We start from the raw sequence: 19,541 nt of genomic DNA on the forward strand, positions 1-19,541 counted from the left end.
TTGCGGTGATAACCGTTTCATTTGCAACCACTTAGCCGCCTGGAAGTCCATGAGCAAGACCCCCACCGATAAGCAAGCCACGCTCGTCGAAGCGCGTACGCGCATCGACAGCATCGACCAGCAACTGCAGTCGCTCATCAGCGAGCGCGCCCGTTGGGCACAGCAGGTCGGCCGGGCCAAAGGCCCGTTGAAGGCTGCGGTGGAGTATTACCGACCCGAACGGGAGGCCCAGGTCCTGCGCGGCGTGATCGACCGTAACGACGGCCCGCTGCCCAATGGCGAGCTGGTCCGTCTGTTCCGTGAAATCATGTCGTCGTGTCTGTCGCAGCAGCAGCCGCTGAAGATCGGCTTCCTCGGCCCGGAGGGGACCTTCAGCGAGCAGGCCGTGCGCAAGCATTTCGGTCACGCCGCCTACGGTCTGCCCCTGGGCAGCATCGAGGAAGTCTTTCAGGAAGTCGCCGCGGGCAATGCCGATTTCGGCGTCGTCCCGGTCGAAAATTCCGGTCAGGGCATGATTCAGATGACGCTGGACATGTTCCTCGTGTCCAAAGCCACCATCTGCGGCGAAGTGGAGCTGCGTGTCCACCAGAACCTGCTCTCGCTCACGGGCGAGCTCAAAGACGTCAAGCGCATCTACTCGCACCCGCAGTCGCTGCAGCAGTGCCAGGGCTGGTTGCGCGTCAACCTGCCCAACGCCGAGCGCATCGCGGTGTCGAGCAATGCGGAGGCTGCGCGCACGGCGAAGCTGTCGCCGGAGTCCGCGGCCATCGCTGGCGAGACGGCGGGGCGTGTGTACGGTCTGAAGACCGTGGCCGGCCCCATCGAGGACCGCTCGGACAACACGACGCGCTTTCTCGTCATCGGTCGTTCGATCTTCCCGCCGTCGGGTAACGATCGCACGTCGCTGCTGGTGTCCGTGCGTGACAAGCCAGGTGCGTTGTACGACGTCCTCAGCCCGCTGGCGCATCACGGCATCAGCATGAACCGCATCGAGTCGCGTCCGGCGCACACCGGCAAGTGGCAGTACGCGTTCTTCATCGACGTCTCCGGCCATGTCGAAGACGAGTCGATGAAGGCCGCCCTCGAGGAAATGAAGCCCGCGGCTGCCGACGTGCGCGTGCTCGGTTCCTACCCGGTCGCCTTGCCGTGACCGGCGTGTTCGACGCGGCGGCGCTCGCCAACCGGGCGACGTCGGCGCTGCGTGCCTACGATCCCGGTCATGACCTGCCCGCGCTGCGCCGTCGTTTCGGTGCGGTGATTTCCGAGCTCGGCTCCAACGAGAATCCGCTCGGCCCGAGCCGCCTCGCCACGCAGGCGGCGACGCGCGTGCTCGAGGAGATGTGGCGCTATCCCGATCCCAGCGGCAAGTCGCTCAAAGAGCGTCTGTCGTCGGAACTGGGCGTCCCGCTGGCCGGCATCACCCTGGGCAACGGTTCGCATGAACTGCTGATGTTGCTGGCGCAGTGCTTCGCCGATGCGGATCACCCGGTGGTGTTCTCGCAGTATGGCTTCGCGGTGTTTCCCATCGCGGCGGCTGCCGCCGGCGCGCCGGGTATCGCCGTGCCGGCGTTGCCGGCCGATCATCCGGAGGCGCCGTACGGTCATGACCTCGATGCCATCGCCGCGGCGGTCACGCCGACGACGCGGCTGATCTATCTGGCCAACCCGAACAACCCGACCGGCACATGGTTCACCGACTCCGCGCTTGAAGCCTTTCTCGAGCGCGTGCCAGACGAAACGATCGTGGTGGTCGACGAGGCCTACCACGAGTACGTCGACGCGGCGGGCCTCAGCACGGCGCTGCACCTGCTGGGTCGCTTCCCCAATCTGGTCGTGACGCGCACCTTCTCCAAGGCGCATGGTCTGGCCGGGCTGCGTATCGGCTACATGTTGAGTCATCCGTCCGTGGCTGCGGTGTGCGAACGCCTGCGTGAGTCCTTCAACGTGAATGTCGTGGCGCTCGCCGCGGCCGAAGCGGCGCTGGGCGATCACGAGCATCGCGCCCGCGTGCGCGAGGTCAATCGTCGCGATCGCGCGTGGCTGACCGGGGAGCTCACGGCGCACGGCATGCGCGTGCTCCCATCGCAGACCAACTTCCTGCTCGTCGATCTCGGTCGCGACGCCGCCTCGTTCGAGGCGCACCTCTTCGAGCGCGCCGTCATCGTGCGCCCCATGGGGGGCTATCGCCTGCCCGACACGGTACGCATCAGCATCGGCAGTCGCGCTGAATTACAACGTCTTCTGGAGAACCTGCCATGAGCCGCATGGACTGGCAAAGCCGCGCAGGCACCGCCCTGCACGGCGACATCGTCGTACCCGGTGACAAATCCGTATCCCATCGCGCCTTGATGTTCGGTGCCCTGGCTGAAGGTGTGACCCATATCCGTGGCTTCCTGGAAGGTGAGGACACCCGCGCCACGGCGGCGATCCTCGGCAAGCTCGGCGTGCGCTTCGAAACGCCGGCGCCGGGCGAGCGTGTCGTTCACGGCGTGGGCCTGCACGGCCTGCGCGGCACGGCGGACCATCTGGACTGCGGTAACGCGGGCACGGGGATGCGTCTTCTTGCCGGCCTGCTTGCCGGTCAGGCGTTCGGCAGCACGCTGGTCGGTGATGAATCGCTGTCGCGCCGGCCGATGCGTCGCGTAACGGATCCGCTCGCTCTGATGGGCGCGACCATCGACACCGAGGACGGCAAGCCGCCGCTACGCATCCACGCCGGCGCGAAGCTCAAGGGCATCAGCTACCGGCCGCCCGTGGCGAGTGCCCAGATCAAGTCGGCGTTATTGCTGGCCGGCCTGTACGCCGAAGGCACGACGGAGGTCATCGAGCCGCATCCGACCCGCGACTACACCGAGAGCATGCTCAAGGCGTTCGGCTGGCCCATCGAGTATTCGCCGGGCAAGGCGAAACTGGAGGGCGGTCACCGCCTGACCGCGGTCGACGTGGACGTCCCGGCCGACTTCTCCTCGGCGGCGTTCTTCATCGTCGCAGCCTGCGTGGTGCCCGGTTCGTATGTACGGATCAAGGGTGTGGGCCTCAATCCACGTCGCACCGGTCTGCTGGCGGCGCTCGAACTCATGGGTGCGGACATCGCGGTCGAGAACGAGCGCAGCAGCGGCGGTGAAGACATCGGCGACCTCGTCGTGCGCTATCGGAAGCTTCACGGGGTGGCACTGCCCCTCGATATCGTGCCCGACATGATCGACGAGTTCCCGGCCTTGTTCGTCGCGGCGGCGGTCGCCGAGGGCATGACCACGATCCGTGGCGCGGCCGAACTCCGGGTCAAGGAGTCCGACCGCATCGCCAGCATGGCCAACGGCCTGAAGGCCTGTGGCGTGCTGATCGACGAACTGCCGGACGGCGCGATGATCCGTGGTGGCACGATCGGTGGCGGCAACGTCGACAGCCACGGCGACCACCGCATCGCGATGAGTTTCGCCATCGCCGGCCTCGTCGCTTCCGCGCCGATCTCGATCGGCGACTGTACGAATGTCGCCACGTCATTCCCGGGGTTCATGGAGCTGGCCAACGGTCTGGGCTTCAATCTCTCGGTTGTCTGATTCCGCCGTGCGGTCATAGGGGGTACGCTTCCGTCTCCCCGAGACCGGAAGCCCTCATGGCCGAGAAGATTCCCCCGTTTGTCGTCGTCGTACCCGCACGTTTCGGGTCGACCCGCCTGCCGGGCAAGCCCCTGCTGAAGATCGCCGGCGAGTCCATGATTCGTCGGGTGGCGGCGCGGGCAGGGCAGGCGGGTGCCGCCCAGGTCGTGGTGGCCACCGACGACGAGCGCGTGGCGAAGGAGCTGCGCGGCTGCGGCGACATCCTCGTCTGCATGACGCGCGAGGACCACGCGTCCGGCAGCGACCGCATCGCGGAGACGGTCAACCATTTCGGCTGGCCGGAAGACACCATCGTGGTGAACCTGCAGGGCGACGAGCCGTTCGCGCCCGCCGCGGGTATCCGTGCCGTGGTGGCCACCCTGGCCGGGGACGACGCGCCGATGGCCACCCTGGCGACCCCGATCGAGCACGCCGAGGAATTCTTCGACCCGAACATCGTCAAGGTGGTCCGGTCCGGGAACGGCCGGGCGCTGTATTTCACCCGGGCGCCCGCGCCCTGGGCCCGGGACGAGTTCGCGAAGGACCGCGGCGTCCTGCCGCCTCATGTCCCGTTTCTGCGCCACATCGGGATCTACGCCTACCGTGCGGGCTTCCTGCGCCGTCTGGCGGCTCTGCCGCGTACGCCGCTGGAGCGGATCGAGTCCCTGGAGCAGCTGCGGGCGCTGGAGCACGGCTATGCCATCTCGGTCCGGCCGACGCCGGAGCCGTTCCCGCCGGGGATCGACACGGCGGAGGATCTGGAGCGGGCCGAGCGCTGGGTGGCGGCGCAGCTGAAGGGCTGAGCCGGCGCGATTGGCCCGCCGAGGCCTTGGTATTGCGTAGGAATCGATCCCGTCGTGCCGGCGTGTAGGGGATCGCTGACGCTGGGCCGAGGCGCTTGCCTAGGCCCGGCGTCGGCCTCCGCCGGGCGCGCGGCGTAGGGCGGCGACGTAACCTATCCCTGTCGCCAAGCTCTCCCCCTAAGGACGGCGACGCTCCCACGGAAGGTCCGGCGCCGGCATGATTCATCCCATGCCGGCGTTTTCGCGTCCGGCGTACACGGACGCGGTAAAATGACCGCTATGGAGCACACCGAGTCGCATCCGTTCGACGGCAAGGCCTTCGTTCGTCATCTCACCACCTCGCCTGGCGTCTACCGCTATTTCGACGCGGAGGACGAGCTGCTGTACGTGGGTAAGGCCGCCAATCTCAAAAAGCGGACCAGTAACTATTTCCTCAAGCCGCCGATGGATCCGCGCATCGCCTCGATGGTGTCGCAGATCGCGCGCGCGGAAGTGACGCTGACCCGCACCGCGGGTGAGGCGCTGCTGCTCGAATCGCAGCTGATCAAGTCGCTGAAACCGCGCTACAACATCGTCCTGCGCGACGACAAGAGCTATCCCTACATCTACCTGTCGAGCACCGACGAATACCCGCGACTGGCTTTCCATCGGGGCGCGAAGACGGGCCCCGGCCGTTATTTCGGGCCGTACCCGAGCACGTTCGCCGTGCGCGAGAGCCTCGGCCTCATGCAGAAGCTGTTCAAGGTGCGCCAGTGCGAGGACAGCTATTTCAGGAATCGTTCCCGGCCCTGCCTGCAGCATCAGATCGGCCGCTGCAGCGCACCGTGTGTGCGCCTGATCGACGTGCCGGATTACGCGAATGACGTGCGCCACGCCGAGATGTTCCTCGAAGGGCGCAGCAGTGCGGTGATCGATGAACTGGCCGTGGCCATGGAAACCGCCAGTCAGTCGCTCAATTTCGAGCGCGCGGCGACGCTACGCGATCAGGTCGCCGCCCTCCGCCGACTCCAGGCACAGCACTTCGTGCAAGGCGCGAGCGCCGATATGGATGTGATCGCCTGCAGCATGGAGGGCGGCATGGCGTGCGTCAGCGTGCTGTTCTTCCGTAATGGCGTCAGCCTGGGATCGCGCGATTTCTTCCCGCGACTGGGTACCGATGCGTCGCTGGGCGACGTCCTCGCGCAGTTCATCGCGCAGTACTACCTCGAGCGGCAGGTGCCGCGTGAGCTGATTCTCAGCGACACCGTCGAGGACATCGACGTGCTCGCGTCCGTCCTCTCCGAGCATGCGGGTTATACGGTTTCGCTGAAGCCGAGCGTGCGCGGTGAGCGTGCGCGCTTCCTGGAGATGGCCCAGCGTAACGCGGGCGCCGCGCTCACGTCGCGGCTCGCCAGTCGGCACACCCTGCTGGCGCGCTTCGACGATCTGCAGAAGGTGTTGGCACTGGACGTCATGCCGCGTCGCATCGAGTGCTTCGATATCAGCCATACGATGGGTGAGGCGACCGTGGCCTCGTGTGTGGTCTTCGGCCCCGAAGGTCCTGAAAAATCCCATTACCGTCGTTTCAATATCGCAGGCATCACCCCGGGCGACGATTACGCCGCCATGCACCAGGCGCTGACGCGCCGGTTCAAGAAGGTCGTTGAAGGCGGAGTCAGGCCTGACATCCTGCTGATCGATGGTGGCACGGGGCAGGCGGCGCAGGCGGTGGACGTCCTTCGCGAGCTGGGCGTGGAAGGCATTCGCGTGGTCGGTGTGGCCAAGGGGCCGGGTCGCCGCGCGGGTGAAGAAACGCTGGTTCTCGCGGAAAGTGGGAAGACCCTGCATCCCGGCACATCGTCGCCCGCACTGCACCTGGTTGCCGCGGTTCGTGACGAAGCGCACCGTTTTGCGATCAGCGGGCATCGCCGTCGGCGTGAGGCGGCCCGCGAACGCAGTACGCTGGAAGACGTGGCCGGTGTCGGCGCACGTCGTCGCGCGGCGCTGCTGAAGGCTTTCGGCGGGCTCGCCGGCGTGGAAGCGGCAGGCGTCGAAGAACTGATGAGCGTAAAGGGCATTGATCGCGGGCTCGCCGAACGCATCTATGCCATGCTGCATCCCTGATCGAACGGAGGTGTCGGCTCGCACCGACCTCTCCCGTACTGGCTGACCTATGCGCATCAACCTCCCGACCTGGCTGACCCTCTTCCGCGTGCTGCTGTTGCCGGTGATGGTTGTCGTCTTCTACCTGCCGTTCCGCGGGGCGAGCCTGACCGCCGCGCTGGTTTTCGTCCTGGCCGGTTTCACCGACTGGCTCGACGGCTACCTCGCACGTCGCATGAATCTGACCTCGGCCTTCGGCGCCTTCCTCGACCCGGTCGCGGACAAGCTGATGGTGGCGGTGACGCTGTTCCTGCTGGTGCAGTCGCACCCCGGCGGCTGGCAGGGCATCCTGCTCGCGGTCACGGCGTCGGTGATTGTGGGGCGTGAGATCAGTGTCTCGGCCTTGCGCGAGTGGATGGCCGAGATCGGTGCGCGCTCACGGGTGAAGGTCGCCTTCCTGGGCAAGCTGAAGACCGCCATGCAGATGGTCGCCCTCGTCGTCCTGCTTCTGCAGCACGACGCCGAAACCCTGCGCCTGTACCACATCGGCGAGGCCCTCCTGGTTATCGCGGGCATCCTGACCATCTGGTCCGGTCTGGACTACCTGCGCGCCGCGTGGCCCGCGCTGCGGGGCGATGCGGAGGATGAGAACGAAAATGAAAAAAAAACCCGTGCAAGGTAGTTGACACATTGCCGTCGTGATTTAGAATAGCTGGACAACGACGCGGGAATAGCTCAGTTGGTAGAGCACGACCTTGCCAAGGTCGGGGTCGCGAGTTCGAGTCTCGTTTCCCGCTCCAAAGATTTTACGAAGCCTCGGTCACCCGAGGTTTTGTTTTTTAAGCGCCACGCGATACTCTTCGCGCTGCGCAAGCGATGGCCGGGTGGCAGAGTGGTCATGCAGCGGACTGCAAATCCGCGTACGCCGGTTCGATTCCGACCTCGGCCTCCATCGCATTCCAGGGCGCATCCGTTAACGCGGTTGCGCCTTTTTTCTTTGTGACGCCCGGATGGCGAAATCGGTAGACGCAAGGGACTTAAAATCCCTCATCCGCAAGGGTATGTCGGTTCGAGTCCGACTCCGGGCACCAGGGATACCGACGGCTTTCGTGCGTCGCAACGACGTCAGTGCATCCGACTCGTAAACGTCACGGCAGGCGCCTGGCGGATTGCCTTTCGACCAGAGCGCCGATCTGCTCCGCGATATTGAGAATGCCGTAGCCGAAGCCGGCTTCCGGCGTAGTGCCCACCGCGCCCAGACTTCGGTGTGCCGTGGCCGCCGCCGACGCAAGCGCGTCGTAACCCGCTGTCATGGCCTTCTCGGTAATCATCTGAGCGCGAAAGCGCGCCTCGTCGTAGTCGCCAGCCAGGGCCGCCTTGTTCAGGGCTAGTGCGTCGTTCGCCAGGTCCGCGAGGGTGAGCACTTTTTCGTCTGATAGTCGCATATCGAACGCATTGTGCCGACCCGAAATTGCGCTGTGAAGCTCGCCAGTAGTGGCATAGGTTCTTTTGTGCGACCACGTCACGCTATCAGCGGTCGGCGCTTCAAAGCGTGCACCCCATCGCCTCATAAGCCTGCGCCAACCGTCGATTCAGTCCGTAGCCGGCCGTCTGTCGCTTCATCTGGATCTGGCTGCATGTCAGGAAGTCGCCGATACGTTCGATGGACTTCCGGATGCTGGATGGGGGCGCAAGATCGACACCGCGTACTTTCGAACCGTTCGCATAGCCGGGTAAGGCGGGCACATGTTTCGTGCTGTCGGAAGACAAGGCATGCATGATGCCCGGATCGCCATAAGGCTGACGGCCCGTGCTTGTACCCGACCGCGCATCCGCTTCCAGGCCAGGTCACATACGCATAACTCCCCATGTGCGACACGTAGGAATTCCGGAGGTAGCCCATGCCCGGTTCCAACCGTACCGCGCAGAAAGGACCGGTGACGGAACACGTCAAACCGCTACGTGTCTACGTCTTCTACCCTTCGATCAATCACCGCTCGTGGTGGGTCTTGCTCCCGGGCTCCGTGAAACAAGTGTTCGGCTCCGAAGGCGCGGCGGTCGATTTCGCGTTCACGCGTGCTCGCGAACTGAGCGGCCATGGTCGCCCGGTCGAAGTGCTGCAGGAGAAGATTTCCGGATCGTGGATGTCCGTGCGCGTCTCCTGATCGAAGGGCTTGCAATGCCCCGGCATCTTCCATAGAATTGCCGGCTCGATGCGGGAATAGCTCAGTTGGTAGAGCACGACCTTGCCAAGGTCGGGGTCGCGAGTTCGAGTCTCGTTTCCCGCTCCAGATTTTTAAAGCCCCGGTGAAAACCGGGGCTTTTTTTGTGTCCGATCCGGAAGGGGGAGCTAGTCCTCGGCCACGACCCACAGAGCCGGCATGTGCAGTTCCGTGCAGCCATGCCGGCAGGCGAAGGTGCTGTGGTCCCCGACGAGGAAAACGTGTTTGCCACCCGCAAGGGTCAGGTCGACGGTGCCGGACACACCCGTGGGCCCATGCGTGGTCGTTCGGCTGATCGCCGTGACGGCTTCCGCAAACGACTTCGGTCCCCACTGCCAGGTGACCGTTCCGCGTTTGCCGGACAACGTGATGTCCGCCGGATCGGCGCCCTTGCCGGCGAGATGGAGGTCGTTGCTCCCGCAGCCGGCGAGCAGTAGCAGAGAAAGCAGGGCGATGCCCGATACGCGATGGCGTTTCACATGATGTCCAGCCGGAGGGTCGCCTGATGTAACGGCCGCGCGACCGCGCGCTTGATGGGCCATGCCGAATGCGCGCATCGTGATGTTCAGCTTCCCGCCTCGGCCATCCGCTCCTCCGCGGCGACCGGCTTGCCCGTCGCGACCGGCGCAGCCGGGCGGGAGGCGCGGCGCAGTGGCATGTCCTTCATCCACCAGGCGAAGAAGAAAGCGACGGCGATAACGCACGCGCCCACGTCGTACACGGTATGCAGCGACGCACCGAACGCCTCGAGATAGCGTGCGTGGACGTCAGGTGGCAGTGCATTGACGGCGTCCGGGCGCAGCGAGTGCGGCGCGGGCACGCCGGCCGGCATCATGTCGGCCAGCCGCGACTGCAACCCGTTACTGAACACCGCGCCGAACACGGACACGCCGACAGAGCCGCCGATCGACCGAAACAGTGTGACGCCGGACGTCGCCACGCCCATGTGTTTCATGTCGACGCTGTTCTGCGTGGCGAGGATGAGGACCTGAAGGACCATGCCGAGGCCCAGACCGAGCAGGCCGGCGTAGGCATAGAGCAAGGCGATGGGGCTGTCGTTGTGCAGGGTGCCGAGCAGGGTCAGTGCGACCGTGGCGATGAAGGTGCCGACGATCGGAAAGATCCGGTAGCGGCCGATACGACTGATCACCCGTCCGCTGACGATGGAGCTGACCAGCACGCCGCCCATCAGCGGAAGCAGCTGCATGCCCGCGCCGGTGGGTGAGACCCCCTTCACGACCTGCAGGTACAGCGGCATGAAGGTGGTCGACCCGAACAGGGCGGCACCCACGAAGAGAGCGATGATGCAGCTGAGCAGGAACGTGCGGTGACGGAACAGGCCGAGCGGGATGATCGGTTCGCTGGCGATCGACTCCTCGTAGATGAAGCCGATGACGCCGACGACGGCAAAGGTGAGGATGAACCACAGTTCCGCCGCGTTCCAGGGCAGGATCGTGCCGCCCTCCGTGGTGAACAGGATCAGGCAGCTCAATGCGAGGGTGAGCCAGCCGGCGCCCCAGTAGTCGATGGTGTGCTTTACGTGTCGAACGTGAGGATGAAACGCCGCGGCGATCACCGCAACGGCGATCAGACCCAGCGGCAGGTTCACGTAGAAGATCCAGCGCCACGAAAGGTGGTCGACCATGAAGCCGCCGACCAGAGGCCCGAGCACGGTGGCCAGCCCGTATACGCCACCGAAGAGGCCCTGGTACTTGCCGCGCTCGGCCGGTGGGATGACATCGCCGATCGACGCCATGGCGACCACCAGCAATCCGCCACCGCCGAGGCCCTGCAGAGCGCGCATGGCGATCAGCTGATCCATATTCTGGGCGAGCCCGCACAGTACCGAGCCCAGCAGGAAGAGGGCGATGGCTGTCTGCAGGACGATCTTGCGCCCGAACAGGTCGCCGAATTTACCGTAGAGCGGGACCACGACGGTCGAACTCAGCAGATAAGCGGTGACCACCCAGGACAGCTGGTTGAAACCGCCCAGTTCCGTGACGATGGTCGGCAGCGCCGTCGATACGATGGTCTGGTCCAGCGCCGCCAGCAGCATGACCAGCATCAGCGCGGGGAACAGGACGCGCAGGGACGGCGATGAAGTGGGTGAGCTGGCCGTTTCCGGAGGGGAGGAGGCGGTCACGAGGCGTCCAATGAATTTAATTAATGGGTAAGTTAATATAAATGCGACACCGTGGCCGGTCAATCGGTCCGGCGGTCGTGGTATTCAGGTCGTCGTCTTCGACGCTGTCAGGAGTTTGCTTGGTTACTTCCGCTCCCCGCCGTGGCCGTCGGCCCGGCCGGCCACCCCTGCAGCCCGATGGACCCGATCAGCGTCAGCGTCTGGTCGACATCGCGCTGGAGCTGATCGCCCGTAAGGGTTACGCCGAAACTACGCTGGCCGGCATCGCACGGGCGGCGGGCATGACCTCGGCCGCGGTGCATTACTACTTCAAGACCCGTGAGCAGTTATTCGACGTCCTGTTCGACGAGCGCATCGCTCCGATGCGGAAGCGACTCGAAGGCATCTTTCTCGACAACGCGGAGGATCCCGTCGCCGCATTCAGCGAACTTGCCCGGCGCTTCGTCACGATCGCCGGCGACTCGCCGTGGATGGGGCCGGTGTTCTTCGGCGAGATGCTGAGCGACAACGATCTGTTCAAGCAACACATGCAGAAACGTTTGGGCGACTCGCGCCAGATCGTCGTGATCGACACGATTCGACGCTGGCAGGAAGAGGGCCGTCTGAGCAAGGGGCTCGATCCGGCGTTGCTGATGACCACGGTGCTGAGCCTGACCGTGCTGCCGATGTCCGCGATTCGCAAATGGAAAGACGATCCGCTCCGCGGGCACATCGACGCCGAGGTCATCACCCGTCATGCGATCGCCGTATTGTCAGCTGGCATCGCCACGCCGCCAGGCTGAATGCAGAGGTAAATACCGCCTAGTCGCTGGCTTCACGCGCCTGCCATGTCGCAGCGGTAAGTCTGTGTGTCAGCGCAGTCAGCGCACCGATGAAACGGGGAAGGCATCATGGCCAGCACGACGGGTTCACACGTCAATACGATCGGTTCACTGGCGGCAGGCAGGTTGCTCGCGCAGGCAGCCGGAGGGCGGTGGGGCCCGGTTATTCTCATTCTTGCGGGCATCGTCCTGTTGAGGAAGCGTGCCGCCAATCGCGCGGCGCGCCGTTTACGGGCTGATCTGAAGTCCGGCGATCACCGCATCGACGCGCTGCGCTAAGAGCGACTACTTACTGCTCTGATTGTCTTCGCCCGTGTCATCGACCGGGTCGCCGGAAGAATTCGTTTCGGGCTGCTCCGTCGGACCGCGCTTCTCTGACGGCGCATCGTTCTGTCCAGGATGCTGCGGCGGGCGATTTTTCTCATTAGCCATGGTCATCTCCTCGAGTGAGCGACCAGCTTCGCGCCATCCCGTTGACGGTGGCGTGCCCCCTGCGTGACGGGTATGTCGCCTCGGATAAGTGGAGCCAGGGGCGGCCACGTCCATTCCGTCCCAGTGCGCTTCTTCCGGCAATAACCGCGTCATCCCTATCGTCCATCTTTGAGTGTAGGGGAAACCCTATAGATCAGCGCGGACGGCGCCTACACGACCATCGGGTCGCATCGCCTCACGACGGTGGGAGATTACCGCTACAGGCCTCGAAGGCATTCCATGATCATACCGTCACGCTGGTTGTCTCGCCTGCACATCTGGCATTGTATGCATTCGCAGGCAGCGTGCGGGCCACACCGCGCGCATAGAAGTACAGTCGGCCCAGGGAGGGCAAAGAATGATTAATGTTGTTTTGGTCGACGACCACGAACTGGTCAGGACCGGCTTTCGGATGATCCTGCAGCAGCAGGCGGACATCCGTATCAGGGGTGAAGCCGGTTCAGCGGAGGAAGGCCTGCGTCTTATCCGTTCCCAGTCGCCGGATATCGCGCTTGTCGACGTCCACATGCCCGGTATGAGCGGCGTGGAACTGACGGAACGGGTGATCCGTGCGAAATTGCGCACCAACATCGTGATTCTCACGGTGGTGGACGACGCGCGCTTTCCCAAGCGCCTGCTCGACGCGGGTGCGCTGGGCTATCTCACCAAGGGTTGCTCGTCGGACGAGCTGCTCAGCGCCGTGCGTCAGGTCGCATCCGGCCGGCGCTACCTCGCGCCCACGGTGGCGCAGCAGCTGGCCCTGGCGACCCTCGACGGCTCGGATTCGCCGTTCGATACGCTGTCTACGCGTGAGATGGAGGTATCGATGATGCTGGTGCGCGGCATGCCGCTCACGTCCATCGGCGAGCGTCTGAATCTCAGTCCGAAGACCGTATCGACCTACAAGCAGCGCCTGATGGAGAAGCTGCACGTGGAGCACGTGGTCGGGCTGGCCCACCTCATGACCGTTCACGGCCTGCTCGATACGCACAATCACCAGGTCGGCACCTGATCGGTCCCACGACCGGCTCGCTGTAACGAAAAACGCCGGGCTTCTCAGCCCGGCGTTTTTCGTTTGGAACGACGAGTCAGTCAGCTTTCGGGGAGGCCGAAGCCTCCCGCAGGCTTACGCGTCGTCGCGTGGCGTATCGCCGGAGGACGGCTCCTGACGCGGACGCGTCAGCAGGTCGCCCTGGGCCGGCAGCGGCGTCGACGCAGGCCTGGGTGCGGCAGGCGGGGTGTGCGACACCGGCGACACGTTGGAAGCCTCAGGCGACTTCGGGGCGGCCGCCGTCGGATCCGCAGGCGCTGCCGAAGGTGCTTTTCCGTGCTCGATCGCATCCTCGTCGGCCTTGACCGCCGGGCTCTCGACGACGACCGGTGCGCTGGCCGTCTGGGCAGGGGTGGGGGCTGGCGTCGGAGCCTGAGCTGGCGCCGGAGTTGGAGCCGGAGCCGGAACAGGCGTCGCGGCCGGAGCTGGCGTCGGAACCGGAGCAGGCGCCGGTGCCGCGACCGGCGCGGGAGCAGGAGCAGGAGCCAGAACTTCCGCCGGGACAGCAGCTTCGACCGACGTCTTCACAGGAGACGAGGTCGGCGTTTCTGCCGGAGCCGGAGACTTAGCCGGAGCCGATACGGCGGCCTCCGTCACAGCCGCCGGGGCCGGCGTCGTCGCCTTGACGCCTGCGCGGGCCTCGTCAGCTTCGGTCGGCAGCATGCCGCGTGCCGGGGCGTCGAGCACCGACGGCTGGCTCGCGGGCGAGGCCGCGGGCTGGATGGCGTCTTCCGTTGTGACGACCGGAGCCCGCGCCGCAGCGGGCACCGAAGCCGAGCCTGTGGCCGGGGCGGAGCTCAGCGGAGCATCCGACTCGGTCTGGCGACGCTCGGTCGTCCGGGTCTGTGCCGAGTCGGCCGGGGTGGCCGGGTCGACGACGGAGCGCGACGGCGCGGGCGCCGGGGACTGACCCGGGATCGGCGGCAACTTCGGCAGCGACGACAGCGTCAGTGCCGACGGCACGTTCTCATCTTCCGCGTTGCCCGCAGTCGAGGCTGCCGGAGCAGACGGAGCAGACGGAGCAGGGCGAGTCGCCTCGTGGCGGGGAGCCTCGACCGCGAACGCGTTCTCGGCGGCCGCGGCGGTGTCGAGCATCGGCGGGACGCTGGGGCTGGAACGGCCGGTATCGGCCTGGCCTTCGTCGTCACCGTCTTCGTCGTCGAGGTCGTCGGCACCCGCGGCGCCTTCGACGCCACCGGCTGCCGTGCCTTCTTCCTGGCGACGACGGCGGCGGCCACCACGACGGCCGCGACGGCGGCGCTGGCCACCTTCGGTGTCCTTGCCGGCATCGGTCGACGGCGCGTCGCCGTTGACTTCACCCGTGGCGGTCGCGTCGACACCCAGTGCCTCGGCGTCGAGAATCAGCTTCTCGTCATCGTTGAGGACCGGCGCAGTCACCGGCTTCTCGGCCGGATTGCGCGGAGCGGCGACCGGAGCGACGTTGACGTTCGCCGCCTTCTCGACCTTCTCGCCCTGCGGCTGGCGCTCGCCACGCGGCTGCCTCTCGCGGCGGCCGGTGCTCTCGCCGCCCTGCGGCTGTTCCTGACGGCCACCCTGGCGACCCTGCTGCTGGGCGTTGTCTTTCTGGCGCGGAGCTTTCTCGTCGCGGACTTGGGCCTGCTTGCCGCCCTTGGGCTGCTGCTGACCCTTGCCCTGCGCGGGCAAGGCATCGCGGTCCTTGCGCTGGCCCTGCGGCTGGCGCGGCTCGTTGTTGCGACCACGGCCCTCGTTGCCACGACGATCGTCGCGGTCACGGCGGTTGCCCCGATCGTTGCGGTCGTTGCGGCCGCCGGAGCGCGATTCCTCGCGACGTGCGGGTGCGGCCGGCTGCGGCGCCGCTGCCGGCTGGGCGTTGCCGCCGCCGAACAGGCTGCCGAAGAGGCGCGAGAAGAAGCCGCCGGTCGGAGCGGCCGGGGCGGAAACGCGCGGCGCGGGTGCCGCGACGGGGACCGGCTCGGCCACTTCCTCACGGATGGGGGCGGGCGACGCCGGCACGACGCCGGTCACCAGCGGCTGCTCGCCGCTGCCAAGGGCCTGGCCCATCTTCGGCAGGGCCTGGGCGACCACCGGGGTGGTGCGCTCGTAGCTCGGCTTGCTGTGCTCGCCCATGTCCGCTTCGCGGATGCGAGTGATCTCGAGGTGCGGCGTTTCCAGTTTCTCGTCGGCGACCACGACCACGTGGACGCTGTGGCGCAGCTCGATCTCGACGACGCTGGCGCGCTTCTCGTTGAGCATGAAGTTGGCGACCGCGGACGGTGCCTGCACCAGGACCTGCCCGGTGTTTTCCTTCATCGCGTGTTCTTCGATCAGGCGCAGGGTCGACAGCGCCAGCGACTCCACGCTGCGGATGTGGCCGTGGCCTTCGCAACGCGGGCAAACGTTCTGGGTGGCTTCGCCGAGGCTCGGGCGCAGGCGCTGGCGGGACATCTCCAGCAGGCCGAAGCGCGAGATACGACCGATCTGGACGCGGGCGCGGTCCGCCTTCAGGGCGTCCTTCAGGCGCTCTTCGACCTCGCGCTGATGGCGCGGGCTGTCCATGTCGATGAAGTCGATGACGATCAGTCCGCCGGCATCGCGGATGCGCAGCTGACGGGCGATCTCGGTGGCGGCTTCGAGGTTGGTGTTGAACGCCGTCTCTTCGATGTCGCTGCCCTTGGTGGCTTTCGACGAGTTGATGTCGATGGCGGTCAGGGCTTCGGTCTGGTCGATGACGATGGAGCCGCCCGAGGGCAGGCGCACGTTACGCTCGAAGATGCTCTCGATCTGGGTTTCGATCTGGTACCGCGAGAACAGCGGGGTCGGATCCTGGTAAAGCTTGAGCTTGCGCAGGTTGTTCGGCATCACCTGCTGGACGAAATCGCGGGCGTCCTGATACAGCGACTCCTCGTCGATGAGGATTTCGCCGATGTCGTTACGCAGGTAATCGCGCAGGGCGCGGATGAACAGCTTCGATTCCTGGTAGATCAGGAACGGCGCCTTCTGCGAGTTGGCGGCGCCGGAGATCGACTTCCAGAGCTGCAGGAGGTAGTCCAGATCCCACTGGAGTTCTTCGGCGTCGCGGCCCATGCCGGCGGTGCGCACGATGAGACCCATTTCGTCGGGCACCTCCAGGTGCTCCATGGCTTCCTTCAGGGCCTGGCGGTCCTCACCCTCGATGCGGCGCGAGACGCCGCCGGCACGGGGGTTGTTCGGCATCAGGACCATGTACCGGCCGGCGAGGCTGATGAACGTGGTGAGGGCGGCGCCCTTGTTACCGCGTTCTTCCTTCTCGACCTGGACGATGATCTCCTGGCCTTCCTTGAGGAGATCGCGGATGTTCGACTTACCTTCCGCATTCGGATTGAAGTAGTCGCGGGAGATTTCCTTCAGGGGAAGGAACCCGTGGCGCTCGGCGCCGTAGTCGACGAAGCAGGCTTCGAGGGAGGGCTCGACGCGAGTGATACGGCCTTTGTAGATATTGGCCTTTTTCTGCTCGCGGGACGGGATTTCGATATCGAGATCGTAAAGGTTCTGACCATCGACGATGGCCACACGCAACTCTTCGCGCTGAGTCGCGTTGATAAGCATACGCTTCATTGTAATTTCCTCGGCCTTGCCGCGCGGCCGCGGGCCGCGGTGGCGCCTGATTGGCGGCCTGCCGGGGATCGCGCCGCAGCGGTGAGGCTTCAAGCGGCATGGGATCCGGGACCGATACCTGGACCCGGCGTGATTCGTGATAAGCGCCTTGCAACCGGTCCGCGTCCCTACGGATTAGCCGGACAACCGCAACCCGAACCGTTACGATGTGGGGTGTCTTCGCGTTCCGTCCCCTCGGACGGACCCGCGCGACACTCGCCTTACGTGACGGTACAGGCACCCCGCGAGAGATAAGTCTTCAGCGGAGCCTGGCGCTGGCCGAGTATCCTATCAATTTCGAGTTTTATCAATGCAGACGGCAACTTCCCTCGACGGCGGCCAAGGTGTGCGCATCGTCGAAATCGGACCCGAAAGGGACGGTCAGCGCGTGGACAACGCTCTGATGACCCTCCTGAAGGGAGTGCCGCGCAGCCTGGTCTACCGCATCCTGAGAACCGGACAGGTTCGCATCAACGGCAAGCGGGCCAAGCCGGAAACGCGCCTCGCCGCCGGCGATATGCTGCGAATTCCACCGGTACGCGTCGCGGAGCGCGATGAGACGGTGGCGCCCTCGGGCATGGTCCGTGCGGTAGCCGACTCGGTCATTTTCGAAGACAAACACTTCCTGGTGATCGACAAGCCCGTGGGCATCGCGGCGCATGGCGGCAGCGGCGTGAGCCACGGCGCCATCGAGCTGCTGCGCGCGGCCCGTCCGAACGAGCACCTCGAACTGGTCCACCGGCTGGATCGCGACACCAGCGGCGTCCTGGTCCTGGCTCGCTCGCGTCCGGGTCTGACCGGCCTGCAGGCCTTGATCCGCGACAACGAGGTGGTCAAGCAATACCTCTGCCTGATGACCGGTACGCCGCGTAAGGCGAAGTTCGACGTCAATCAGCCGCTGCTGAAGTCGGTGATGCACGGCGGCGAGCGGATGGTACGGGTCGACGACGCAGGCAAGCCCTCGCTTACGTTCTTCCAGGAACTGGAGCAGTACCCGGCCTCCCGCCTGATGCAGGCGACACTGGGTACGGGTCGTACCCACCAGATCCGCGTTCACGCTCAGTATGTCGGCCATCCGCTCGCGGGCGACCCGAAATACGGCGATGAGGAGGCCAACAAGCGGTTCCGCGCGAAGGGCCTGAAGCGGATGTTCCTGCACGCGGCCCGCATGAGCTTCGATCTTGGCGGCAAGAACTACGACTTTTCGGCGCCGTTGCCCGACGATCTGAAGGCGTTCCTCGACAAACTGCGCGATTGATCAGGCAAGGAACCGCGCGCTGACCTCGAGCGAGCGCAGCAGGCCGCCCGCGACACAGGCCTGGAGGATCACGGCGCTTAGCGCATGTGCCACGGCCACGGGCAACAGGGCACGGTGGCGCAGGTACCACCAGGCCCAGCCCAGTTCGGCGACGAAGCAGAGCTGCATCAGCAGCCCGTTGGGTGTGTGCAGCAGCGCGAAGGCGAGGGCGGCCAGCAGGACGGCGACCGCTCGGGGGACCGCCCGGTCGAGCAGGGCGGCCACGACGGCCAGAATCAGCCACTGCTGAAAAAGCGCCCACCCTATATAGAGGAGGGTGCGCCCGACAGGAGGCCATGCGGGCGAATGCCCCGCCGCGAGGGCGATGCCGCCGGCGACCGCGACAGCCAGCAAGGGCCAGCCCGCCTGGCGCCACGCGTCTGCCCAGTGCCACGACGGCAACTGCCGCCGCGCGCCCAGCGTCACCGCGTAGCCCACGCCGATAACGAACGCCGCGATGCCAGGCGGCGCCGGCCGCAACGAGAGCCCCAGCCCCGCGATGAACCACAACGGGCCCGCCAGGACGAGCACCACGTCGAGTCCGGCGCCGGCCAGAGCTCGCCAGCCCGCGTGGGAGCCGGTCCCTTCGTCGACAGGTCGACGTGCGCGATCGCCCTGGCGGCGCCACCCGACGACCGACACCAGAGCCAGATAAACCCCGGCCTCCACCCAGCCAGGCCAGGCCGGTGAAGGGTAAGACTCCACCGACGTGGCACGTACCCGCCCCAGAGCCTCACCGAACGCCACCAGCGGATCCGCCGCACGCTCCCGGTCCCGGAGTGCCAGCAGGCCCTCCGCCGACAGGCCATCGGGCAGCATCACCGGAGGTGGCAAGGAGGCCCCCTCCGCCAACGCCAGCCGCGCGCTGCGTAGACTCAGCGTCGCGCCCACCGGCAACACAGCCCGAATGCGCAGCATGGCGGCCCGACGCGGTGGATCGACGGCGCGGCCCTGATCGTCGGTCCAGGACAGCCTGTCGAGCCTTACGGGCCGGCCAACCTCCGCGGGCGTCAGCGTACCGAGGTCGGCATGTCGTCCCGGACTCGTCAGCGTTTCCCTCACCGCAAGCGCGTAGCGTCCCGTCGCCGATGCCGTGGCGTCCAGATAGAACGTGTCGAGGCGGACGAGGTCGGCATCACGCCGCAACACCAGGCCGATCTCGAAGCCGCCCGCGTCTGTCGCCTGGACGCTCAGTCCAGGAGGCGACGTCGCGAGTCGGCCGCCGCCAAACGCCCGACCGGCCACCACGTCCTCGACGTCAGAGAAGCGCCACGACCACGGCGAGCGGCCTTCGGCGAACGCGACGCGATCGTTTGCGCTTTCACGCTCGATCGCACCCTGCACCACCGTGGCGGCGAACCGGGGGAGGGCGAACAGCAAGGCGACCGCCGCGGCGAGCGTCGCCGCGACCATCCAGCGGGAGGCGCGGGGTGACAC

At 66.1% G+C, this 19,541-nt stretch carries 17 protein-coding genes and 4 tRNA genes; 15 read left to right on the plus strand and 6 right to left on the minus strand.

The window, feature by feature from the left end; all coding sequences use genetic code 11:
- Nucleotides 1-49 precede the first annotated feature (49 nt).
- From pheA to FA87_RS06245, 9 genes are all read left to right on the plus strand, one after another.
- Nucleotides 50-1,150: a prephenate dehydratase gene (pheA, locus tag FA87_RS06205; protein WP_043693110.1), complete on the plus strand. Its 1,101-nt coding sequence runs from the start codon at nt 50-52 to the stop codon at nt 1,148-1,150.
- On the plus strand, nt 1,147-2,259 hold the full coding sequence (gene hisC, locus FA87_RS06210) for a histidinol-phosphate transaminase (protein WP_081996492.1): 1,113 nt from the start codon (nt 1,147-1,149) through the stop codon (nt 2,257-2,259). The genes pheA and hisC overlap by 4 nt, the downstream gene beginning before the upstream one ends.
- The gene (gene aroA / locus FA87_RS06215; RefSeq protein ID WP_043693112.1) at nt 2,256-3,560 is read left to right on the plus strand and encodes a 3-phosphoshikimate 1-carboxyvinyltransferase; all 1,305 of its coding nucleotides are present in this window, start codon (nt 2,256-2,258) and stop codon (nt 3,558-3,560) included. The genes hisC and aroA overlap by 4 nt, the downstream gene beginning before the upstream one ends.
- A gap of 56 nt (nt 3,561-3,616) precedes the next feature.
- Nucleotides 3,617-4,402 carry a 3-deoxy-manno-octulosonate cytidylyltransferase gene (gene kdsB, locus FA87_RS06220; protein WP_036114578.1) on the plus strand — a complete coding sequence of 262 codons (786 nt, stop codon included), beginning with the start codon at nt 3,617-3,619 and terminating at the stop codon, nt 4,400-4,402.
- 279 nt (nt 4,403-4,681) lie between these two features.
- Nucleotides 4,682-6,505: an excinuclease ABC subunit UvrC gene (gene uvrC, locus FA87_RS06225; RefSeq protein ID WP_043693115.1), complete on the plus strand. Its 1,824-nt coding sequence runs from the start codon at nt 4,682-4,684 to the stop codon at nt 6,503-6,505.
- Nucleotides 6,506-6,554: 49 nt separating this feature from the next.
- Nucleotides 6,555-7,166 carry a CDP-diacylglycerol--glycerol-3-phosphate 3-phosphatidyltransferase gene (gene pgsA / locus FA87_RS06230; RefSeq protein WP_043693118.1) on the plus strand — a complete coding sequence of 204 codons (612 nt, stop codon included), beginning with the start codon at nt 6,555-6,557 and terminating at the stop codon, nt 7,164-7,166.
- A 42-nt stretch (nt 7,167-7,208) separates the two neighbouring features.
- Nucleotides 7,209-7,284: transfer RNA gene (locus FA87_RS06235), tRNA-Gly, on the plus strand.
- A 78-nt stretch (nt 7,285-7,362) separates the two neighbouring features.
- Nucleotides 7,363-7,436 (plus strand) — tRNA-Cys (locus FA87_RS06240).
- A 52-nt stretch (nt 7,437-7,488) separates the two neighbouring features.
- Nucleotides 7,489-7,575 (plus strand) — tRNA-Leu (locus FA87_RS06245).
- Between the two features lie 57 nt (nt 7,576-7,632).
- Here FA87_RS06245 and FA87_RS06250 read toward each other — a convergent pair.
- Both FA87_RS06250 and FA87_RS06255 read right to left on the minus strand, forming a co-directional pair.
- Entirely contained in the window at nt 7,633-7,929 is a 297-nt protein-coding gene (locus FA87_RS06250) for a hypothetical protein (protein WP_036114428.1), read from the minus strand.
- A 100-nt stretch (nt 7,930-8,029) separates the two neighbouring features.
- Nucleotides 8,030-8,263 carry a hypothetical protein gene (locus FA87_RS06255; protein ID WP_043693123.1) on the minus strand — a complete coding sequence of 78 codons (234 nt, stop codon included), beginning with the start codon at nt 8,261-8,263 and terminating at the stop codon, nt 8,030-8,032.
- A gap of 122 nt (nt 8,264-8,385) precedes the next feature.
- Between FA87_RS06255 and FA87_RS06260 the strand changes: the two genes are divergently transcribed.
- Nucleotides 8,386-8,649 (plus strand): hypothetical protein, encoded by a 264-nt coding sequence (locus tag FA87_RS06260; RefSeq protein ID WP_036114422.1) that lies wholly within the window; start codon nt 8,386-8,388, stop codon nt 8,647-8,649.
- 50 nt (nt 8,650-8,699) lie between these two features.
- Nucleotides 8,700-8,775, plus strand: a tRNA-Gly gene (locus FA87_RS06265).
- Nucleotides 8,776-8,834: 59 nt separating this feature from the next.
- On the opposite strand, the gene FA87_RS06270 is transcribed toward FA87_RS06265, so the two are convergent.
- Both FA87_RS06270 and FA87_RS06275 read right to left on the minus strand, forming a co-directional pair.
- Complete coding sequence (locus tag FA87_RS06270; RefSeq protein ID WP_079522945.1) at nt 8,835-9,185, minus strand: hypothetical protein; 351 nt, start codon at nt 9,183-9,185, stop codon at nt 8,835-8,837.
- A gap of 86 nt (nt 9,186-9,271) precedes the next feature.
- The gene (locus FA87_RS06275) at nt 9,272-10,849 is read right to left on the minus strand and encodes an MDR family MFS transporter (protein WP_197062379.1); all 1,578 of its coding nucleotides are present in this window, start codon (nt 10,847-10,849) and stop codon (nt 9,272-9,274) included.
- A 119-nt stretch (nt 10,850-10,968) separates the two neighbouring features.
- Here FA87_RS06275 and FA87_RS06280 point away from each other — a divergent pair, with 119 nt between their 5' ends.
- From FA87_RS06280 to FA87_RS06290, 3 genes are all read left to right on the plus strand, one after another.
- Complete coding sequence (locus FA87_RS06280) at nt 10,969-11,631, plus strand: TetR/AcrR family transcriptional regulator (protein ID WP_051943770.1); 663 nt, start codon at nt 10,969-10,971, stop codon at nt 11,629-11,631.
- Nucleotides 11,632-11,739: 108 nt separating this feature from the next.
- Complete coding sequence (locus FA87_RS06285) at nt 11,740-11,949, plus strand: hypothetical protein (protein WP_043693126.1); 210 nt, start codon at nt 11,740-11,742, stop codon at nt 11,947-11,949.
- 550 nt (nt 11,950-12,499) lie between these two features.
- Nucleotides 12,500-13,153, plus strand: coding sequence for a response regulator (locus FA87_RS06290; protein WP_036114414.1), 654 nt, complete (start codon nt 12,500-12,502; stop codon nt 13,151-13,153).
- 114 nt (nt 13,154-13,267) lie between these two features.
- On the opposite strand, the gene rne is transcribed toward FA87_RS06290, so the two are convergent.
- Nucleotides 13,268-16,768, minus strand: coding sequence for a ribonuclease E (gene rne, locus FA87_RS06295; protein WP_052191183.1), 3,501 nt, complete (start codon nt 16,766-16,768; stop codon nt 13,268-13,270).
- 349 nt (nt 16,769-17,117) lie between these two features.
- Here rne and FA87_RS06300 point away from each other — a divergent pair, with 349 nt between their 5' ends.
- Complete coding sequence (locus FA87_RS06300) at nt 17,118-18,065, plus strand: RluA family pseudouridine synthase (protein WP_079522942.1); 948 nt, start codon at nt 17,118-17,120, stop codon at nt 18,063-18,065.
- On the opposite strand, the gene FA87_RS06305 is transcribed toward FA87_RS06300, so the two are convergent.
- Nucleotides 18,066-19,541, minus strand: coding sequence for a CPBP family glutamic-type intramembrane protease (locus tag FA87_RS06305; RefSeq protein ID WP_156128506.1), 1,476 nt, complete (start codon nt 19,539-19,541; stop codon nt 18,066-18,068).

The sequence above is a fragment of the Luteibacter sp. 9133 genome, assembly GCF_000800155.1.
In the GTDB taxonomy this organism is placed as follows: domain Bacteria; phylum Pseudomonadota; class Gammaproteobacteria; order Xanthomonadales; family Rhodanobacteraceae; genus Luteibacter; species Luteibacter mycovicinus.